We start from the raw sequence: 19,151 nt of genomic DNA, 5'->3' as shown, positions 1-19,151 counted from the left end.
AAACGGAGCAGGAATTCGGGAAAATCCAGTCCACGGGGTGGAGACGTGACGTTCAGCCTGCGCGATCAACTGTCGAATCAACTGCGCTCCCTGCGCCGCTACGCCCTCGCGCTGGCGCGCAACCGCGACGACGCGGAGGATCTCGTGCAGGAGACGCTGGTGCGCGCCATCTCCGGATCCCGGACCTTCCGACCGAACGGCGACCTGCGGTCCTGGCTGTTCGGCATCCTGCACAACGTCCACGTCAACGGGGTGCGGCGGGAGCAGGTGCGGGCGCGCGGGGCCTCGGCCATCGAGGCGATGACCTACGGGCAGATGCCGCCCAACCAGCCCGACCATGTCGAGCTGATGCGGACCATCGAGGCCTTCTCCACCCTTCCCGACGAGCAGCGCCGCGTCCTGACCCTCGTCGCCGTTGAGGGGATGAGCTACCAGGAGGCCGCCCGCCAACTGGACATCCCGCTGGGCACGCTGATGTCGCGCCTGGCCCGCGGGCGGGAAGCGCTGCGCGTCGAGATGGGGCACCGGGATCGTGCCCAGCCCGCCCTGCGGGCGGTGAGGTGAGCCATGGGCGGTGATCCCATCAGCCTCAACCAGGACGCCGACCTGCATCTTTACATGGACGGCGAGATGGAGCCGGCCCGCCGCGCCGCCTTCGAGGCGCAATTGGCCGCCAACCCGGCCCTGGCCGCCAAGCTGCATGAATACCGGCACCAGCAGGAGATGCTGAAGCTGGGCCTGGACATGATGGCCGCCGTTTCGGTGCAGGAGACCGAAACCTTGGCCGGGCGCCTGCGCTGGCGCCTGGACATGGACCGCTTCTCCCGGCGGGTCGCCCCGCTGGCCGCCGCAATGCTGCTGGTCATGGGGGGGTGGAGCCTGACCGTGTGGGTGCAGTCGGGTGGGGCCGCCGGACCCCAGCTGGCCGGCGAGGTCGATGACGTCCCCGCCTTCGCCGACGAGGCGGCGGAGGCGCATTCCAAGGCGGTCGCGCTCAACACGCTGCAGCCGACCCCGCCACAGATGGACGCCACGCCGGTCCCGACGCAGACCGCCCAGGTGCCGCTGCCGGAGGGCCGCGGCATGACGGTGGCGCTTCCCGCCATCGGTCCGGAACTGACCCTGATCCGGGCCAGCATCGTGCCATGGAACCATGGCACCGCTCTCCAGTTTCTCTACAGGGAACCGGACGGCGAGTTGCTGACCCTGTTCGTCGCGTCAGGCGAGCCGGCGCAGGACGGCACCCTGCACACCGTGGTGCATGACAGCCTGCGGCTCGTCTATTGGCGGGCCGGGCTGGTCGCCTACACCGTCACCGGCAACAAGGCCGACGGCGATCTGCTGACCGTCGCCAAAAAGATGGCGGACAGCATCCGCCGATCCTGACACCGCACCGCCCTGAGACCCTGTCGGGCGGAGCCCCACCGAACCTGTGGAGCCCAGCCATGAGCCTGTACACCGATCCGGACGAGCGGAACGGCCATCCGCTGGACATGGTCGAAACCTTCGTCGCCCGCGAGCATTGGGAACCGATCCTGCGGCAGGCCGCCTTCAACGGCATGGTGCTGGGCGCGGTCACCCTGCTGCTGGGGCTGGACGCGCTGCCCGGCCTCGCGATCATCCACATCATCACCTTCGCGTCGGGCATGGCCCAGGGCTTCCTGGCGCTGCGCCTGGAGGAGAGCGGGCAGGACGAGGCCGCCGTCGCCGTGGGGCGCCGCTCCATGGCCGCCTTCACGCTGGCCTCCATCACGCTGCTGCTGATGCCCTTCGCGGCCTGACCCGCGCAGAAGTCACGCGCGGAACCGGCCGTTCCGTGTCATGGTCCCCGTCCCGCCGGGGACCGCCCCCGGGGTGGGGCGTTCAAAGCCAGGGAATGGGACAGCCGATGCGGGGCAGGCCGACACGCTCGGGGGGCCGGATGCAGATCCGTGCGCCCTATCTCGATCCGGTGCGTGTGGGGGAGACCTCGGGAAACCTGCGCTGCCGTTGCTGCGGGCGGCCCGATGGAGTCGTCGTGCGCTGCCTGCCCGACGGTCGTTGGTACGACGGGGCGGATGAGACGTGGCGCGACGGTCGCGGGCGCCGCGTGCCCTGGCCGGAAGCCACCGAGTACGCCGCCACCACCGACATCCTGGTCAGCGTCGAAGCGCTGCGCATCACCCGCTCGGCGGTCGAGCGGGTTCGCCTGCTGTGCAACCGCTGCCGCCGGCTGGAGGGCGCCGTCCATGGCCGCGCCCGCGCCCGCATCAGCATCCTGCTGCGCCGGGCCATCGGCGACCTGTTCCTCGGCCGTTACGACGACCCCGCCGTCCTCACGGCGCTGGTCGACCTGTACCGCAAGGACGGCTGAGCGACGATCGCGCCTCAGCCGGCGGTGTCTTCGGCCATCCCGCCATCGAGCCGTGCCGCCAGTTCCCGCCGCGCCAGCAGGTCCGGCGCCACCGACGCCGCAGGGGCTGCGGCGGGCAGGCGACCGTAGGCGCCGATGCCGAAGGCCCCGGCGTCACCGACGATCCATTCCTCGGCGGGTGGGGACGGAGGCGGGGGCGTTTCGATCTTCCGGAACAGCGCGGCGGCGGAGGCCAGCGCGGAGGAAGCGGTGAGCGGGATCGTGGAATTCGCGCGTTCGGTCCGGCCCTGCATGGCCAGGACTTCATCATGTGCATCGGACATCGGACTCTCCCTCACCGCGTGACGAAGGGCAACGCTGGAACTGTGGCATGGAAGTCACGCTCCGTCCAATTGCACGAACGGATGAACCGCCGCTTGGACAACAGTCCGCCCCCACCACCGGTTCATAAGCAATTAGGGGGAATACGATCCGGGGAAGCCGCGCGGGCGTTCCCGCTGTTCCGCCGACGGTGCCGCAACGGGGAGATTGGGCAAACGCATGGGACGGTTCTTGCGCTGGACGTCGGCTGTGCTGCTTCTGGCCGCCATGGGCGGGGCGGGGCTGGTGGGAACGGGCGCGGTGACGGTTCCGCCCCGCTACGACCCCTGGGCGCCGCTGGACATCGGGGACGTGCCGAACCTGCTGACCCGCCTCAAGCTGTCCCGGCTGGACGGCGCGCCCCGGCAGTGCCACGCCGTCCTGGGCGCCGCGGGCCTGCGCTTCCGTCCGGTGACCGACCGGCAGAGCGGACCGGGCTGCGGCCTGGCCGACGCGGTGCAGGTCAGCCGCTCGGCGGTGGCCTTCAACAGCGGCTTCACGGTCACCTGCCCGCTCGCCGCCGCCTGGATGCTGTTCGAGACGCACACGCTCCAGCCCGCGGCGCAGCGCCATTTCGGCCAGCGCGTGACTCGCGTGCGCCATCTGGGAAGCTACGCCTGCCGCAACGTCTACGGCCGGGCGGAGGGGCGCCGCAGCGAGCACGCAACCGCCAACGCCCTCGACATCGCCGGTTTCACGCTGGCCGACGGCACCACCATCGCCCTGCCCGGCGACTGGAGTCCGGCCGACGGCCCTAAGGGTGCCTTCCTGCGCGAGGTGCGCGACGGCGCCTGCGAGGTTTTCCGCGCGGTGCTGGGCCCCGACTACAACGAGGCCCACCGCGACCACTTCCACCTCGACATGGGGGCCTACCGCGTCTGCCGCTGAGCCTGCGCCGCCGGGATCAGGCGCTGTGGTAGGCCAGCACCCCGTCGGCGCGCGTCTCTGTGCGCAGCTCGCCGCGCCCGACCATATGGTTGATGTGGGCCAGCGCCTCGCCGAAGGCGAAGCTGAGCTGGTGGGAATCCAGCGCCCGGCGGAACAGCACCGGCACCAGCTCCTTGCAGCTCAGCGGCTTGGCGCGGCAGGCCTCGGCGATCTGTGCGCAGCGGTCGGCGTGGTGGGCCTCCAGCGCGCGGGTGCGGTGGTCCAGCCCGTAGAAGGGCAGCCGGTGACCGGACAGGACGAGCGAGTCCGCCGCCACCTCCTCGCGGATCGCGGCCAGCGACGACAGGTAAAGCCCCAGCGGATCGGCCTTGGGCTGCATCGCCGAGACGCTGACGTTGGGGGAGATGCGTGCGATCACCTGATCGGCGGCCAGGAACAGCCGGTCGGCGGCGCAATAGAGCATTGCCTGCTCCGGCGAGTGGCCGCCGCCGGTCAGGATGCGCCAGTCGCGCCCGCCCAGCCGCAGGGTCTGGCCGGGGATCATCCGCTCGAAGCTGGGGGCCAGCCCGGTCGTGCGGTTCAGGTAGCTGAGGCCGCGGCCGAGCATCTGCTGGATCTCGTCGGGCGACAGGCCGCCGGTCTGGTAGAACGTCTCCTGCGCCTCCAGCGTCTGGGGATCGCGGCCTTGCTGCAGAAGCTTGGCGTAGAAATACTCGCTCTGCGTCATGTGCAGGGGCGGGGCGAAACGCTCGTGCAGCCAGCCGGCCAGACCGACATGGTCGGGGTGGAAGTGGCTGACCACCAGCCGGACGATCGGCTTGCCGCCCAGCGGACCGCGCAGCAGGCGGTCCCAGCAGTCGCGGCTGACGTCGTCGCCCAGCCCGGTGTCGAACAGCGCCCAGCCGTCCCCCTCCTCGAACAGGTAGAGGTTGACGTGGTCCAGCGCGTAGGGCAGCGGCAGGCGCAGCCACAGCACACCCGGCGCCACCTCCCGGACCGTCCCATTGTCCGGAGCTTCGGAAAACGGATGGCGGATGAGTTCGGCGTCGTCTTTCACCCTGATGATCCTCCTCGCGCTGCGGAGCCTCCGCTCCTCTTGGCTACCCTTTGGTTCGCGCCCGGTCAACTATCCGCAGATAGAACATTCCGGTCATTGACACACCCGCTGTCCCGTCCGATGGCTGCGGACCCGCGCGAGAATCGATGCCGGCGCGACGAATGAGCCGCGCGCCGGTTATCGAAAGGGCATTGCCAAAGGAGAATACCCGGATGACCACCGCAACGTTCCGGATCATCCGCCACGCCGACGGGTCGGTTTTCTTCGAAGACCGGACGATCACACTCGCGGAGGCGCAGATCCTCATCAACGACGCCATCGCACGTGGCGATCTGGAGGTCGGGTCCTTCCTGCGGATCGACGGCGATGAGCTGGTGGTCGAACGGGAGATTGCGGGATAGGCGGCGCACCGCCCGAACCGCAACCTCACGTCCGAAGCCGTCAGCTCCCGGGTCAGCTCATCGCGACGAGGCTGGCGTTGCCGCCGGCCGCCGCGGTGTTGACGCTGACCGACCGCTCGTTGAGCAGCAGGTCAAGGTCGTAGCCCTCGCCCCGCCCCGCCGCCAGCGCCTCGGCCGTCGCCGCCTGCACCAGGAGGATCGGGCCGGGCAGCTCCGCGACGCGCCGGTTGACGGCGGTCACACGCTCGCGGTCGCCCTCCACCAGAACCGCGGCGAGCGGCCCCACGTCGCGCCAATCGGCCGTGGTCCGCACCTTGGCGGCCAGCGCCGGGGGCAGACCGCGCAGCAGCTCGGCCAAGTCCGGCGGAGCGTCCACCGCGGCGCTGTTGCCCGTCGCCAGGACCGCGCCGAGCTGGAGCAGCAGACCCGTCCGCGTCTGCGGCAGCAGCAGGACGCGGCCCCGCCCGTGCAACTCATAGAGGTTGCGCTCGCCCACCGGACCGTTCAGCTCCGCGGCGCCGCCGATGGCGCTGCGCGCCACATAGCCGGCGCAGCGCGACGCCTCCGCCGTGAAGCCCTTGGCGCGCAGCCACTCGCCGTAGGCCAGCCCGGCCGCGCGCGCGGCGTCCGGCCCGCGGAACTCCAGCCAGCCCTTGGGACGACGGCTGAGCAGGCGGGAGAGGTAGAGCGGACCGCCCGCCTTGGGGCCGGTGCCCGACAGGCCGTGGCCGCCGAAGGGCTGCACCCCGACCACCGCGCCGATGGTGTTGCGGTTGACGTAGACGTTGCCCGCGCCGATCCGCCCGGTCACCCGCTCGATGGTCGCGTCGATGCGGGTGTGCAGGCCGAAGGTCAGGCCGTAGCCGGTGGCGTTGATGGAGTCGACCAGCGCGTCCAGATCGTCGCGGTGGAAGCGGACGACGTGCAGGACGGGGCCGAAGACCTCCCGCTCAAGCTCATGGATGCCGGCGATCTCGATCACCGTCGGGGCGACGAAGGTGCCATCCGCCGTGTCCGCGGGCAGCGGCAGGAACTCCACATTGCGGCCCTTGGCGCGCATCGCCTCGATGTGGGCGGCGATGGTGGCGCGAGCCTCCTCGCTGATGACCGGGCCGACATCGACCGCCAGCCGGTCCGGGTTGCCGATGCGCAGCTCCCGCATGGCGCCCTTCAGCATGGCGAGCGTGCGGTCGGCCACGTCCTCCTGCAGGCAGAGGATGCGCAGGGCGGAGCAGCGCTGACCGGCGCTGTCGAAGGCGGACGCGATCACGTCGCCGACCACCTGCTCGGCCAGGGCGGAGCTGTCCACGATCATGGCGTTCTGGCCGCCGGTCTCGGCGATCAGCGGGATCGGCGCGCCGTCCGGCAGCAGGCGCCCGGCGAGCTGGCGCTGGATCAGCCGCGCCACCTCGGTGGAGCCGGTGAACATCACGCCGCGCACCGCCTCATGCCCGACCAGGGCCGCACCGACCTCCCCAGCACCGGGCAGAAGCTGGAGCGCCCCGGCGGGGATGCCCGCCGCGTGCAGGATGCGCACGGCCTCGGCGGCGATCAGCGGGGTTTCCTCGGCCGGCTTCGCCAGCACCGGGTTGCCGGCGGCCAGCGCCGCGGCGATCTGGCCGGAGAAGATGGCCAGCGGGAAGTTCCACGGGCTGATGCAGACCACCGGCCCCAGCGGGCGGTGGGTGGCGTTGTCGAAACGGTCGCGCGCCTGCGCCCCGTAATAGCGCAGGAAGTCGATGGCCTCCCGCACCTCGGCGATGGCGTTGGGCAGCGACTTGCCGGCCTCGCGGACGATCAGGCCGAGCAGGGTCGGCATCCGCTCCTGCATGGCGTCGGCGGCGCGGAACAGGCTGGCGGCGCGCTCCTCCGGCGGGGTGGCGGCCCAGGCGGACGCCGCCGCGACGGCGTGGCCGAAGGCCTCCGCCACCAGGGCCTCGCTCGCCTCGGTCACCGAGCCGACCACATCGCGGCGGTCGGCCGGGTTGCGCACCGGCTGCGCCGTCCCCGCCCGCTCGCCGTCCGCCAGCAGCGGTGCCGCGGTCCAGGTCATCGCGGCGCTGGCCGACAGGGCGGCGGACAGGCGGGCCAGCTCCGTCTCGTCGGACAGGTCGATGCCGGCGGAATTCGCCCGCTCCGGCGCGTAGAGGTTGCGCGGCAGGGCGATCAGCGCGTGCGGCGCGCCCACCGGGGCGATGGACTTGGCGACCGCCACCGGGTCGGCGACCAGCTCGTCCACCGGGACCGCCGGGTCGGCGATGCGGTTGACGAAGGAGCTGTTGGCCCCGTTCTCCAGCAGGCGGCGGACCAGATAGGCCAGCAGCGTCTCGTGCGTGCCGACCGGCGCGTAGATGCGGCAGGGCCGCTTCAGCGGACCGACGACCTCCTTGTAGAGCGGCTCGCCCATGCCGTGCAGGCACTGGAACTCGTATTTGCCGACCTGGAAGTCGCTGCCGGCCATCTCGTAGATGGTGGCGAGTGTCTGGGCGTTGTGGGTGGCGAACTGCGGGAACACTGCCTCCGGGGCGGCCAGCAGCTTGCGCGCGCAGGCGACGTAGGAGACGTCGGTGTAGACCTTGCGCGTGTAGACCGGGAAGTCGGGCAGCCCGTCGAGCTGGGCGCGCTTGATCTCGCTGTCCCAATAGGCGCCCTTGACCAGACGGATCATCAGCCGGTGGCCGCTGCGCCGCGCCAGATCGATCAGGAAGTCGATGACGTAGGGGCAGCGCTTGCCGTAGGCCTGGACGACGAAGCCGATGCCGTTCCAGCCCGCCAGATCCGGGTCGAAGCACAGCGATTCCATGAGATCGAGCGACAGCTCCAGCCGGTCGGCCTCCTCGGCGTCGATGTTCAGGCCGATGTCGTAGCCCTTGGCGAGCAGCGCCAGCGCCTTCACGCGCGGCAGCAGCTCGTCCATCACCCGGTCGGCCTGGGCGCGGGAATAGCGCGGGTGGATCGCCGACAGCTTGATGGAGATGCCCGGCCCCTCATAGACGCCGCGCCCCGCCGACGCCGTGCCGATGGCGTGGATGGCGTTCACGTAGTCGGCGTAGTAGCGCGCGGCGTCCTCCGCCGTCAGCGCCGCCTCGCCCAGCATGTCGTAGGAATAGCGGAAGCCCTCGGCCTCCATCGGCCGGGCGTTGGTCAGCGCCTCCTGGATGGTCTGGCCGGTGACGAACTGCTCGCCCATCATGCGCATGGCGAAATCGACGCCGCGGCGGATCAGCGGCTCGCCGCCGCGCGCGATCAGCCGCGTCAGGGCGGAGGACAGCGCCGGCTCGCCGCCCGCCGAGGTCAGCTTGCCGGTGATCAGCAGGCCCCAGGTGGCGGCGTTGACGAACATCGAGCCGCCCTTGCCGAGATGGGCCTGCCAGTCGCCCCCGGCGATCTTGTCGCGGATCAGCGCGTCGCGCGTGGCGTGGTCGGGGATGCGCAGCAGCGCCTCCGCCAGACACATCAGCGCCATGCCTTCCTGGCTGGACAGGCTGTATTCGTGGATCAGCCCCTCGACGCCGCGGCCCCGCGGCTTGGCGCGCAGGGCGGTGATCAGCTTGCGGGCGGTGGCCGCGGCCGCGGTGACGACGCCGGGCGGCAGCGACGCCTGCTCGAACAGGAAGGGCAGGCAGTCCGGCTCGGGCCGGCGGTAGGCGGCGGTGATCGCGGCGCGCAGCTCGGTCGCCGGACGGATCGGCGGGGCGAAGTCCGCGAAGGGCGCCGCGCCGCCGGGGGCGGCGGTCCGGATGTCAATCGGGTTGGTCATGCTGTTCATCGGTGTCGTCCGCTCGAATCCGCAGGCCGGGGGCGAGCCGGTCCCTGATGGTGAAAAGGGGTGTGCTTCTCAGGCTTCTGGGTCAGGCTTTCGGGCCGGTTCCGCCCAGTTCGGCGGCGCGCTGGGCCGCCGCGCGCAGGGTCGCGTTCAACAGACTCTGGAGGTGGTCATCGGCCATCAGCTTGGAAAGGCCGGCCGCCGTGGTCCCGCCGGGGGAGGTCACGCCGGCCCGCAGCTCGGCCGCCGGCTGGCCGGTGGCGCCCATCAGCGCCCCCGCCCCCTCGACCGTGGCGCGGGCCAGCCGTTCCGACACGTCGGCGGGCAGCCCCACCTCCACCCCGGCGCGGGTCAGGCATTCCACGAGATAGAAGACATAGGCGGGGCCGGAGCCGGACAGCGCCGTGGCGGCGTCGACCAGCGCCTCGTCGGCCAGCCATTCCAGGCTCCCGACCGCGGTCAGCAGGGACTCGGCGCGCGCCTTTCGATCGGCCGGACAGCCCGCCTCGGCGACCGCGACGGTGGCGCCGCGCCCGACCGCCGCCGGCAGGTTCGGCATCGCCCGCACCACGCTGCCCGCCGCCGGGAACAGGCGGCGCAGATCGGCCAGCGTCTTGCCCGCCATGATCGACAGCACCAGCGTGCGCGGCGCCAGCGCCGCCTGAACGCCCGCCGCGGCGCTCTCGACCATCTGCGGCTTGACCGCGACCACCAGGGTATCGACGGGGGCGCCATCCACCGGATTCAAACGGACCCCGGTCCGTGCGGCCAGTTCGACCAGATCCGGCGCGGGGCTGGGGTCGGCGACCGCAATGGCGGAAGCTGGCACGCCCTGCGCCAGCCAGCCGCGCAGCATGGCGCCGCCCATGCGTCCGGCACCCAGCAGAAGGATCGTCCCGCCGCCCGGCGCCGATCCGGCGCCATCCACAGCGTTGGGGCCAATGTCGATGGTCACGGTGTCTCTCACCCGATCCAATTCGTCTTTGCAAACCGCAGCGTCCGCTATGTTTTGCTTGTTCTACTGCGGCATCCGCAGACTATCGCGGAGATCGCCGTGCCTCCACGGTTGTTTTTGCCTCAGAAGCGCGATATCAACGGCCAAAGGCGGCATGAGGCGTGAAAATGACGGATCTCGACCGGACCGACCGGCGCATCCTGGCGATCCTGCAGACCGACGGGCGGATTTCCGCCGTGGAGTTGGCGGAGCGGGTCGGCCTGTCGGCCACGACCGCCGGCGAGCGGATGCGGCGCTTGCTGAAGGATGGCTATGTCACGGGGTTCGCGGCGCGGCTCGATCCGCACCGGCTGGGCTTCGGGCTGATGGTGTTCGTCGAGGTGCTGCTCGACAAGACGACGCCCGACGTGTTCGACCGCTTCGCCCAGGCCATCCGCCACGCGCCGGAGGTTCTGGAATGCCACATGGTGGCCGGCGGGTTCGACTATCTGGTGAAGACGCGGGTGGCCGACATGACGGCCTACCGGCGGTTCCTCGGGGATGTGCTGCTGTCGCTGCCCGGCGTCCGGGAGACGCGCACCTACGCGGTGATGGAGGAGGTCAAGAACGACGGCCCCCTCCCCCTCTGACTCCTATTTATATAGAGCGCCCGGTCACGACACCCGCACGGGAGCCACCGGACGGCGCGCCGGAAGAATGACCCGCACCGTGGCGTGCAGCGTGGCCATGCCCAGCACCGACAGCGCGGTCAGGAAGCCGGTCAGCAGAAGCGCCAGCACCAGAAAGACCATCGTCTCCATGTCACCTCTCCTTGCAATGCATGCAGGGAGGCTAAGCCCGGACCGGCTCCGGCGGATTGACCCGGGTCAATGGATGGCCTGATTCCGGAAGCGCCCTCCTTTTTGTCCAACGCCGCGCCATCCCTGGCTGCGCACCGCTCCGTTCAGTCCCGCCGCCGCGACGGGTGGCGAGAGCGCTTTTCCCGCCGGTTGCAGCGCCGAACCGGCGCGCCACCAGTGCGGATAGGTCTCACTGTGGCCCAAATACAACGTATTTGAGATTTATTATCCTAAAATCGTCCCATTTAAGGCCACAGCGAAGCCGCTAGTCTTAAGGGGTAAGCCAAAAGGCTAGAGCGCTAACCGAAAGGAAGGGGACGCACCGACCGCGTGCCGGCCCCGCTGGCCACCCAACGCGGTGGCGTCCCACAAGCAAGCAAGAGAGTGCAGACCATGGACGATCTGGGCATCGACCTTCACCACCAGGATCTGACCGACCACACCAACTACGCCGGTGATCTCGGCGCCGACACGGCGCATCTGACCATCAGCGAGACCGCCGTGTCCACCGCCGATACCTTCGCGACGCCGGCCTCCCTCCTCCAGGCGCAGGCCCTGCAGACCGCGCAGCCGCTGGCCCTGGCCGACGCCGTCGCGACCGCCGACCACGCCACGAAGATCGTCATCAACGCGGCCGGCCATGTCGCGGGCGGCATCGCCCCGCACTTCAAGGTGATGGTGGACGGCAAGGTCATCGGCGAAGGCTCCGCCGGCACCGACGCCAAGGACTTCACCTTCAACGCCAACGTCCCGGCGGATCAGGCTCACAAGATCCAGATCCAGTACGACAACGACGGCGTGGCGAACGGTCAGGACCGCAACCTGATCGTCAACAAGATCACCATCAACGGCCACGCGCTCGACGCGACCGACCCGTCGGTCACCTACGACAAGGGCGCGCTGGACGGCAAGGACGTGGTCAAGGGCCAGTCCGGCATGTGGTGGAACGGCACGCTGGTCGTCGCCGCCCCCAAGGAATACTTCCCCGCCGCCACCGCCGAGGCGGTGACGGGCGGCACGAAGATCGTCGTCAACGCCGCCGGCAACGTGGCGGGCGGCGTCTCCCCGCACTTCAAGGTGATGGTGGACGGCAAGGTCATCGGCGAGGGTTCCGCCGGCACCACCGCCAAGGACTACAGCTTCACCGCCGACATCGCGCCCGGTCAGGCCCACAAGGTCCAGATCCAGTACGACAACGACGGCTTCGTGAACGGCCAGGACCGCAACCTGATCGTCAACAAGATCACCATCAACGGCAACGCGGTCAACCCGACCGACGCCTCGGTGACCTACGACAAGGGCGCGCTGGACGGCAAGGACGTGGTCAAGGGCCAGTCCGGCATGTGGTGGAACGGCACGCTGGTCGTCGCCGCCCCCAAGGAGTACTTCCCCTCCTCCACGACGCCGACCACGCCGACCACCCCCACGACTCCGACCACGCCGACGGCCCCGCCCGCCCCGTCGAACCCGAGCGGCGGCACGTCGGATTACCCGGCGACCCCGGCCTCGCAGGTCTTCTACATCGACGCCACGCACGGCAACGACAGCAACTCGGGCAACAACCCGAACCAGGCCTGGAAGTCGCTGGCCAAGGTGAACGCGACCACCTTCGCCGCCGGCTCGCTGGTCCTGTTCGAGCGTGGCGAGACCTGGACGGACAGCCTGCTGGTCTCGACCTCCGGCACCGCCGACAAGCCGATCATCTACGGCGCCTACGGCACCGGCGCCGATCCGATCATCAAGGCCAAGAGCGGGGCCAGCTTCGCGGTCAGCCTGAACAACAAGGACAACGTCACGTTCGACAACCTGACGATGACGGGTTCGAACGACACCGGCCTGCTGCTCAACGGCGGCGCCAACAACGTGAAGGTCACCAACTCCCAGATCATCGACAACCGCGGTTCGGGCGTGGTGATCAGCGGGACCTCCAACAACCTGCGCATCGATCACTCCACGATCGACGGCAACGGCGGCTATGGTCTCGTCCACTACTCCGCCGACAACGCCAACCAGTACTTCACCAACAACATCATCAGCGACAACGGCTGGCGCACCGACGCGGTGTATTCGGGCTGGAACGGCCGCATCCTGAGCGGCGAGATCGCAGGCAACACGATCTTCAACAACGGCAGCGGCGGCGGCGACGGCCGGTCGCACGGCCTGTACCACGACCACAGCCAGGCCAACAGCACGCTGAAGATCCACGACAACGTGATCTACTCGAACCCGCGCGGCGCCGGCATCCTCGCCAAGTCGAGCACCGAGATCTACAACAACACGATCTACGGCAACTCGAACGTCGGCATCTCCCTCGGCCAGAACCAGACCACCAACGTCACCTACAAGATCTACGGCAACGAGATCTACAACAACAACGGTGGCATCCTGGAGCACCTGAAGGGCAGCGGGTCGATCACGCTGAGCCTGTACGACAACACCTTCTACAACAACAACGGCCGCGCGGCGATCAACATCGCCGACAGCATCAAGCAGACGGTGACCAACAACACCATCTCCTCGGTCTCCAAGGCCAACCCGATCATCTGACGATCGGGGGTTTAGCCCCTTCGGCAACGTCCGCGCCCGGCCCCTTGTGGCCGGGCGTTGGCGTTTCCGCCGGTTGCTCATTGCCCATCGGGCTCGTCACAAAACCGAAAAGACCGGCTGGGAAGACCCTCCGCATGCCTTCCACAGCCCCGATCTTCTTGTGCATTGCACAATAAGCCGCCGGACTGCAGAATGATGGACGCAGGAATTCATCCGCGCTTCCTGACGGTTCATGGCGCTCAGCCGTTATTTCTTCAATAGACGCGCGGCATCCCCCACTTTCTCCCAAGTCCACCAAAGTGGCAGACGGCTTTCCCTTTGGGACGCTGCGAAGGGGATATTTAGCTTGCACTTTATGTAGGTTTACCCGCCATCCGCCCTTTGATAGCGTCCACAGACCTATTCCGTGCCTATGCGTGCATCGGCACCGGCTGATACGACGGCCAGGGGTGTCCTAATCCGGGATGCGGACCGGAGGGAGACCCCCACAGAACCGACGAGGAAAGGGACGAGACAGGGCAACAACGGCACTGGAAACGACGACAAGGACAGGACGGCGGGCGCCGCAAAGGCGCCGGACCGACGGTCACCGGGAAGGAACGCCGAAACCGCTAGCGCGCGCGTGCCGCGAAAGCGGGGCACAGGGCGGCACGCACACGCCTCCATTCCCAGGCCGCGGTGTCCGTGGTCATGGCCACCGGGTGTTGCCCTTCGCGGGGCGGCGCCCGGTGGCCGGACCGCCGCATGCCGTCCGCGTCGCCACGACAAGAGGGGTGGAGACCAGGTATGAATCACGTGAGCGGACCGAGGGACGGTCGGGACACTCAATCGATCAGCGTGCTTATGGCCACCTACGCCGGCGAGAAGGCGGACAACCTTCAGGCCGCGCTGGAGAGCGTCTATACCCAGACGCTCCTCCCGCGCGAATGCGTGCTGGTGGTCGACGGACGGATCGGAGAGGAGCAGGAAAAGGTCATCGCCCGCTATCAGGCGTCCAACGCCTGCCGGCTTGTGGTGGTGCGGCGGCGCAACCAGGGGGGCTTGGCCCGTGCGCTGAACGACGGCCTGCAATATTGCACGGGCTATCTGGTGGCCCGCATGGACAGCGACGACATCTGCCTGCCCCACCGCTTCGAGACGCAGGCGCGCGCCTTCGCCGAGCAGGGGTCGCTGGACGCGTCCTTCTCCTGGCACGCGGAGTTCGAACAGGACCCCGGCGCCATCACCTGCGTGAAGCGCAGCCCGGAGACGCACGAGGAGATCAGCCAGGGCATGAAGTGGCACTGCGTGCTGTCGCACCCCACCATGATGGTGCGGCGGCGGGCGCTGACGGCCATCGGCGGCTACCGCTCCTGCTTCGGCAATCTGGAGGACTACGACCTCTATGTCCGCCTGCTCCAGGCCGGGGCGCGGATGGAGACGGTGCAGGAGGCGCTTCTCCTTTTCCGCACCAGCATGGCCCAGCGCGTGCGCCGCGGCGGGTTGCGCTACGCCGTCAACGAATGGGCTTTCCGGGTCTGGTGCTGGCGGTCGGGTTTCCTGACCAACTCGGAATTCCTGGCGACGGCCTCGCTTCAGATCGGCTTCCGGCTGACACCGCCGGGCCTGAAGAGGATGCTGTACCGCCTGGTCCGCACGCCGACCGAGGCGCAGGCCATGGCCCAGATCCACACCGCCATGATGCAGCCCAAGCGCCTCGCCCCCGATGGGGCGGACGCCCTCTGACCCTCGCCCTCTGACCCTCTGCGGGAGGACATGAATGAGCGTTGCCGACGTGATTTCCGGTGGCGGGCTGGGCCGGCGGCTCCGGTGGATGGACGCGCTGCGCAACCCGCTGGGGACCGCCTGCCATCACGCCTACGGCAGCCCGGTGCTGGCCGTCGTCTACCACGCCGTCTGCGACACGGTGCCGGACCATCTGAAGCACATCTACCGCCCCCGCACGCCCAAGGAGTTCACGGAGGACCTTGATTTCCTCCTGAAGCACTTCGAGCCGACGGACCTGCCCACGGTCACCGGATCGGCCATGGGTGGGCCGGAGATCCGCCGCCCGTCGCTGCTGGTCACCTTCGACGACGGCATGCGCGAGGTGGCGGAGGTCGCGATGCCCATCCTGCGCCGCAAGGGCATCCGGCCGGCGCTGTATCTCAACCTCAACTTCCTCGACAACGGGACGCTCTTCTACCGGCACAAGGCCAGCCTTCTGGCGGAGCGGCTGAGTCGGCTGGCCGAGGCCGATCCCCGCCGCGCGGTCTGCGCCGCCATCCTGGCGCGGGCGGGCGCCGTCGCCGCCGATCCGGCCGCAGGCGTCATGACGGTGAGCTGGCACAAGCGCGCCGTGCTGGACGAGATCGCCACCGTCCTGGAGTTCGACACCGCCGGATTCCTGGCGACGCAGAAGCCCTACCTGACCCGCGACGAGATCACGGACCTGATGGCGGAGGGCGTGTCGATCGGCGCCCACGGTTTCGACCACCCCAACCACCGCCTGCTGACGCCGGAGCAGCGCAAGGAGGAGGTGACGGGCAGCGTGGCCGGCATCCGGGCGCTGTTCGGCCCCGGCTGCGGCTCCTTCGCCTTCCCCTATTCGGACGAAGGGCTGCACGACTCGTTGTTCGGGGAGCTGTACGGCGAGGGCGTCGACCTCACCTTCGGCACCTCCTGGCCGCGCCGCGGCGGTCCGCAGCGGCGCATCCAGCGCATCTGCTTCGAGAACGGCCCGGCCGCCGCGAAACAGCAGCTGGTCAAGCGCCTGCTGCGCGGCGGCGCCGGCAACATCAAGCGCGCCTTGGCCGGTTAGGCGGTCAGGCCTATCAATGGCTCCCTCCCCCACCGCAGGGGAGGGAGTTCTTGCCGTTTTCATATGCATTACGGGCGATCACCACTCGGCGATTCCAAAGAGAATTTCTATTCCTCCCTTTGGAATGCCCCGTTATCGTACCCTGATCGCTTAAGCGTGATCCCTTTTCATTTCCCTTTATTTGTCCGCGACGTAACACAAAATACCGTAACAGGGACACGCTGCGGTTTCAGTCGCCGGTTCCCCCGCTTAAACGGCCCCCCGCGAGGAGATCGCCATGATCGAGCAAGCCACGCCGGCCAGCCCGAACCTGCTGAGTGGGGTTGCGGACGTCCTTCCAGCGGACGCCACGCCGACGACGGAGCGCGCCTCGCCCCCGATGCTCGATCTTTCTCGGGCCGGCTGGGCCCTGCTGTGCACCGGCTGCGCGCTGGCGGCCTGGGGCCTTGCCTACGCGCTGTTCCGCGTCGCCGTGTAAGACCGCGCGAGCCGGAACCATGGATTATCTGCCCCCTCCTCCCCCCGCCATCGAGCGTCCCGCCCAGCCGTCGCTGCTCGTCAGCGCGCGCCGGAACGCTGAGGATGCGCCGGTCTTTTACGTCGACGCCACGGACGGCGACGACCGCCGGTCGGGCCGCGGCCCGAAGGAGGCGTGGAAGTCGCTGGACAAGGTGAACGCCACGACCTTTCCGCCGGGAAGCCGTGTGCTGTTCGAGCGTGGGGAGAGCTGGCGTGGCAGCCTTATGGCTTCCTCCTCCGGCACGACCGACCGGCCGATCACCTACGGCGCCTATGGCAAGGGCGACGCTCCGGTGATCGACGCGCGGGGCGCCTCCGTCGCGGTCAGCCTGAACGGGCGGACCAACGTCGCCTTCGACGGGCTGGCGATCACCGGCGCGGCCGACACCGGCCTGCTGCTCGGACCACGGGCGCGCAACGTGTCGGTGACGAACGTGACCGTCGCGGGCAACGGCGGCTCCGGAATCGTCGTACAAGGCACGTCGGATGGGCTGCGGGTCGACGGGTCGGCCATCACCGGCAACGGCGCCTACGGGATCGTGCATTACGCCGCGGACAACACCGACCAGATCATCACGCGCAACACCATCGCCGACAACGGCTGGCGCAAGGACGGCGGCGTCTATTCGGGCTGGAACGGGCGCATCCGGACCGGCGAGATCGCCCACAACCGGGTCTTCAACAACGGCATCAACGGCGGCGAGGGCCGCTCCCACGGCCTCTACCACGACCAGGGGCAGGCCGGCAGCGCGCTGAAGATTCACGACAACCTGATCCACGACAACCCGCGCGGCGCCGGCATCCTGGCGAAGTCCAGCACCGAGATCTACCGCAACGTCATCTTCCGCAACGCCGACGCCGGCATCTCGCTCGGCCAGAACCGCGGGATCGACGTGACGTACCGGGTCTACGACAACGAGTTCTACGACAACAACGGCGGCGTCCTGCAGCACCAGAAGGGCAACGGCTCGATCACGCTGGAGTTGCGCGACAACGTCTTCCACCGCAACGGCAAGCGGGCCGCCATCATCATCGCCGACAGCATCGATAAGGCCGTCACCGGCAACCGGGTCAGCAACGACGCCAAGGCCGAAAACAAGGCCGAATCCCGGAGCGGGACGACCGCGATTCAACAGCCAGGAGGAACCGTGCAGGAAGCGTCCGGAATGCGGCCGGAATCCGTGCGCTGACCTTGGCCCCGACGTCCGCGGGCGAGCCGCGGGCCGGGCAAGGGACGGCGCGTTCGAACAAGGGGGGGCATGTGAGCACCAGCAGCAGCACCGTCGGTCAGTCGATCACCGACCGGCTGAAGAAAACCGTTTTCCGTTTCGACGCTTCCGACAAGGGGGAGCTGCGCGGCTTCCAGCGCAAGATGTTCGGGGAACGGGTCTGGCAGGTGGACGAAGCCTACAACCGCTGGCTCTTCGACGAGGTGCCCGACCGGGACGCGGACGGGCCGCAAGTTTGGGTGTGCAAGCGGCAGGGGCAAATCGTCGGCCAGCAATGCGGGATTCCCTTCCGCCTGAAGGCGCGGGACCGGGAAATCCCGGCCTCCTGGGCCAACAGCCTGATGGTCCTGCCGGAATGGCGGATGCGCGGCGCCTTCACGCCCCTGGCGGAAGCGCAGCTCGACAGCCGTCCGCTGGCCATGGCCATCCACATCTCTGACTCCGCGTACAAGGCCTACAGCAAGGCCGGCTGGATCGACATCGGCGCCCTGCCCGCCTACGTCTTCCCGCTGGACACGCGGCGCTGCCTGGAGGCGTCGTCGCTCCAGGGCCGCATGCGGACCATCGGCACGATCGCCGGGCCGGCCCTGCACGGGGCGCGGATCGGCGGCCACCTTCTGAGCCGGGCGACCGGCGCGCGGTTCGAGGAGATCGGGCGGTTCGACGGGCGGGCCGACGCCATCTGGCGGCGCGCCTCCCCGCATTACCCGCTGATCGCGTTGCGCGACCTGACGCATCTGCGCTGGCGCTACGACGCGATCCCCTGCGCCTCGGACTACCGCCGCTTCATCCTGACGCGCGGGGGAGAGCCGCTGGGCTACGTCGTCCTGCGCCGCGAGACCTGGCGCAAGGAGCCCTGCCTCGCCATCGTCGATTACCTGTGCGAGCCGAAGTGGCTGTGGGTCCTGCTGAGCCACACGCTGCGCATCGCCGCGACGGAACGGGCGACCGCCCTGATCTGCCGGACGCTGAACACGCGGGCGGAGCGGACCTTCCTCGCCATGGGCATGATGAAGGTGCCGGACCGCGTCGGCTTCCCGGTGCGGGTGATGGCGCACGCCGGACCGGACGCCGGCATCGACCGCGAGGCGTTCGCCGACCGCGGCAACTGGCTGCTGACCATGGGCGACGGCGACGCCAGCTTCCTGATGCACAACACGTTGCCCGAGACCGCCGGGCTGCAACCGGAGGGAGTCGCCGTCCAGGGATGACCGCGGTGCGAAGGAGCCGTCCGGCCGCTGTCGCGCCGGTCTGGCTCCTTTCGTCTATTCTGCCCGTGGTTACTCAAAAGGGATTAATAAAGCACCTTTCGGGATGGTCATCCCGAAAGTCTCACGAGAAAGGTCACCCGGTCAACTGACGGTAGTTCGGCCTTTTACGACGTTTACGGCTCCCCCTTTTTCTATCACGATTGCTGGGTGCTTAGACAAAGCAGCC

General features: G+C 69.1%; 18 protein-coding genes. 13 read left to right on the top strand and 5 right to left on the bottom strand.

Annotated elements, in window-relative coordinates; genetic code table 11:
- Positions 1 to 45: 45 nt before the first annotated feature.
- The 4 genes from FBZ83_RS08715 (at position 46) to FBZ83_RS08700 (ending at position 2,353) form a co-directional block, all read left to right on the top strand.
- Positions 46 to 564, top strand: coding sequence for a sigma-70 family RNA polymerase sigma factor (locus FBZ83_RS08715; RefSeq protein ID WP_051658564.1), 519 nt, complete (start codon positions 46 to 48; stop codon positions 562 to 564).
- 3 nt (positions 565 to 567) lie between these two features.
- Positions 568 to 1,386, top strand: coding sequence for an anti-sigma factor family protein (locus FBZ83_RS08710; protein WP_145682064.1), 819 nt, complete (start codon positions 568 to 570; stop codon positions 1,384 to 1,386).
- Positions 1,387 to 1,445: 59 nt separating this feature from the next.
- Positions 1,446 to 1,781, top strand: coding sequence for a hypothetical protein (locus FBZ83_RS08705; RefSeq protein ID WP_114859641.1), 336 nt, complete (start codon positions 1,446 to 1,448; stop codon positions 1,779 to 1,781).
- Positions 1,782 to 1,921: 140 nt separating this feature from the next.
- Positions 1,922 to 2,353 carry a hypothetical protein gene (locus FBZ83_RS08700; RefSeq protein WP_145682063.1) on the top strand — a complete coding sequence of 144 codons (432 nt, stop codon included), beginning with the start codon at positions 1,922 to 1,924 and terminating at the stop codon, positions 2,351 to 2,353.
- A 14-nt stretch (positions 2,354 to 2,367) separates the two neighbouring features.
- On the opposite strand, the gene FBZ83_RS08695 is transcribed toward FBZ83_RS08700, so the two are convergent.
- The gene (locus FBZ83_RS08695) at positions 2,368 to 2,676 is read right to left on the bottom strand and encodes a hypothetical protein (protein ID WP_145682062.1); all 309 of its coding nucleotides are present in this window, start codon (positions 2,674 to 2,676) and stop codon (positions 2,368 to 2,370) included.
- Positions 2,677 to 2,893: 217 nt separating this feature from the next.
- Here FBZ83_RS08695 and FBZ83_RS08690 point away from each other — a divergent pair, with 217 nt between their 5' ends.
- Positions 2,894 to 3,601 (top strand): extensin-like domain-containing protein, encoded by a 708-nt coding sequence (locus tag FBZ83_RS08690; RefSeq protein ID WP_145682061.1) that lies wholly within the window; start codon positions 2,894 to 2,896, stop codon positions 3,599 to 3,601.
- Between the two features lie 16 nt (positions 3,602 to 3,617).
- Here the strand turns inward: FBZ83_RS08690 and FBZ83_RS08685 are convergent, their stop codons facing one another.
- The gene (locus FBZ83_RS08685; RefSeq protein ID WP_145682060.1) at positions 3,618 to 4,658 is read right to left on the bottom strand and encodes an MBL fold metallo-hydrolase; all 1,041 of its coding nucleotides are present in this window, start codon (positions 4,656 to 4,658) and stop codon (positions 3,618 to 3,620) included.
- 212 nt (positions 4,659 to 4,870) lie between these two features.
- Here FBZ83_RS08685 and FBZ83_RS08680 point away from each other — a divergent pair, with 212 nt between their 5' ends.
- Complete coding sequence (locus FBZ83_RS08680) at positions 4,871 to 5,059, top strand: hypothetical protein (protein WP_145682059.1); 189 nt, start codon at positions 4,871 to 4,873, stop codon at positions 5,057 to 5,059.
- A gap of 52 nt (positions 5,060 to 5,111) precedes the next feature.
- On the opposite strand, the gene putA is transcribed toward FBZ83_RS08680, so the two are convergent.
- A complete protein-coding gene (putA, locus tag FBZ83_RS08675; RefSeq protein ID WP_145682058.1) occupies positions 5,112 to 8,828 on the bottom strand; it encodes a trifunctional transcriptional regulator/proline dehydrogenase/L-glutamate gamma-semialdehyde dehydrogenase in 3,717 nt (1,238 codons plus the stop codon).
- 82 nt (positions 8,829 to 8,910) lie between these two features.
- A complete protein-coding gene (gene proC / locus FBZ83_RS08670) occupies positions 8,911 to 9,780 on the bottom strand; it encodes a pyrroline-5-carboxylate reductase (RefSeq protein ID WP_348982502.1) in 870 nt (289 codons plus the stop codon).
- Positions 9,781 to 9,947: 167 nt separating this feature from the next.
- Here proC and FBZ83_RS08665 point away from each other — a divergent pair, with 167 nt between their 5' ends.
- Positions 9,948 to 10,409: an Lrp/AsnC ligand binding domain-containing protein gene (locus FBZ83_RS08665; RefSeq protein ID WP_145682057.1), complete on the top strand. Its 462-nt coding sequence runs from the start codon at positions 9,948 to 9,950 to the stop codon at positions 10,407 to 10,409.
- Between the two features lie 24 nt (positions 10,410 to 10,433).
- On the opposite strand, the gene FBZ83_RS31385 is transcribed toward FBZ83_RS08665, so the two are convergent.
- Positions 10,434 to 10,580: a hypothetical protein gene (locus FBZ83_RS31385; protein ID WP_014242013.1), complete on the bottom strand. Its 147-nt coding sequence runs from the start codon at positions 10,578 to 10,580 to the stop codon at positions 10,434 to 10,436.
- Positions 10,581 to 11,012: 432 nt separating this feature from the next.
- Between FBZ83_RS31385 and FBZ83_RS08660 the strand changes: the two genes are divergently transcribed.
- From FBZ83_RS08660 to FBZ83_RS08635, 6 genes are all read left to right on the top strand, one after another.
- Positions 11,013 to 13,166, top strand: a complete 2,154-nt coding sequence (locus FBZ83_RS08660; protein WP_145682056.1) for a carbohydrate-binding domain-containing protein — start codon at positions 11,013 to 11,015, stop codon at positions 13,164 to 13,166.
- A gap of 843 nt (positions 13,167 to 14,009) precedes the next feature.
- Positions 14,010 to 14,891, top strand: a complete 882-nt coding sequence (locus FBZ83_RS08655; protein WP_145674114.1) for a glycosyltransferase — start codon at positions 14,010 to 14,012, stop codon at positions 14,889 to 14,891.
- A gap of 34 nt (positions 14,892 to 14,925) precedes the next feature.
- The gene (locus FBZ83_RS08650; protein ID WP_145682055.1) at positions 14,926 to 15,966 is read left to right on the top strand and encodes a polysaccharide deacetylase family protein; all 1,041 of its coding nucleotides are present in this window, start codon (positions 14,926 to 14,928) and stop codon (positions 15,964 to 15,966) included.
- Between the two features lie 277 nt (positions 15,967 to 16,243).
- A complete protein-coding gene (locus FBZ83_RS08645) occupies positions 16,244 to 16,444 on the top strand; it encodes a hypothetical protein (protein ID WP_145682054.1) in 201 nt (66 codons plus the stop codon).
- A gap of 19 nt (positions 16,445 to 16,463) precedes the next feature.
- Positions 16,464 to 17,675, top strand: a complete 1,212-nt coding sequence (locus FBZ83_RS08640) for a right-handed parallel beta-helix repeat-containing protein (protein WP_145682053.1) — start codon at positions 16,464 to 16,466, stop codon at positions 17,673 to 17,675.
- Between the two features lie 71 nt (positions 17,676 to 17,746).
- Positions 17,747 to 18,925, top strand: coding sequence for a GNAT family N-acetyltransferase (locus FBZ83_RS08635; RefSeq protein WP_145682052.1), 1,179 nt, complete (start codon positions 17,747 to 17,749; stop codon positions 18,923 to 18,925).
- Positions 18,926 to 19,151: the final 226 nt, after the last annotated feature.

Origin of the sequence: Azospirillum brasilense, from assembly GCF_007827815.1 — a bacterium.
Taxonomy (GTDB): domain Bacteria; phylum Pseudomonadota; class Alphaproteobacteria; order Azospirillales; family Azospirillaceae; genus Azospirillum; species Azospirillum brasilense_C.
Note: the sequence above shows the minus strand (reverse complement) of the source record. Positions and strands in the feature narration are given on the sequence as shown.

Coding starts and splice junctions, on each gene's coding strand:
- FBZ83_RS08710 (WP_145682064.1), top strand. CDS start 568: ATGGGCGGTGATCCCATCAGCCTCAACCAGGACGCCGACCTGCATCTT.
- FBZ83_RS08705 (WP_114859641.1), top strand. CDS start 1,446: ATGAGCCTGTACACCGATCCGGACGAGCGGAACGGCCATCCGCTGGAC.
- FBZ83_RS08700 (WP_145682063.1), top strand. CDS start 1,922: ATGCAGATCCGTGCGCCCTATCTCGATCCGGTGCGTGTGGGGGAGACC.
- FBZ83_RS08695 (WP_145682062.1), bottom strand. CDS start 2,676: ATGTCCGATGCACATGATGAAGTCCTGGCCATGCAGGGCCGGACCGAA.
- FBZ83_RS08690 (WP_145682061.1), top strand. CDS start 2,894: ATGGGACGGTTCTTGCGCTGGACGTCGGCTGTGCTGCTTCTGGCCGCC.
- FBZ83_RS08680 (WP_145682059.1), top strand. CDS start 4,871: ATGACCACCGCAACGTTCCGGATCATCCGCCACGCCGACGGGTCGGTT.
- putA (WP_145682058.1), bottom strand. CDS start 8,828: ATGAACAGCATGACCAACCCGATTGACATCCGGACCGCCGCCCCCGGC.
- FBZ83_RS08665 (WP_145682057.1), top strand. CDS start 9,948: ATGACGGATCTCGACCGGACCGACCGGCGCATCCTGGCGATCCTGCAG.
- FBZ83_RS31385 (WP_014242013.1), bottom strand. CDS start 10,580: ATGGAGACGATGGTCTTTCTGGTGCTGGCGCTTCTGCTGACCGGCTTC.
- FBZ83_RS08660 (WP_145682056.1), top strand. CDS start 11,013: ATGGACGATCTGGGCATCGACCTTCACCACCAGGATCTGACCGACCAC.
- FBZ83_RS08655 (WP_145674114.1), top strand. CDS start 14,010: ATGGCCACCTACGCCGGCGAGAAGGCGGACAACCTTCAGGCCGCGCTG.
- FBZ83_RS08650 (WP_145682055.1), top strand. CDS start 14,926: ATGAGCGTTGCCGACGTGATTTCCGGTGGCGGGCTGGGCCGGCGGCTC.
- FBZ83_RS08645 (WP_145682054.1), top strand. CDS start 16,244: ATGATCGAGCAAGCCACGCCGGCCAGCCCGAACCTGCTGAGTGGGGTT.
- FBZ83_RS08640 (WP_145682053.1), top strand. CDS start 16,464: ATGGATTATCTGCCCCCTCCTCCCCCCGCCATCGAGCGTCCCGCCCAG.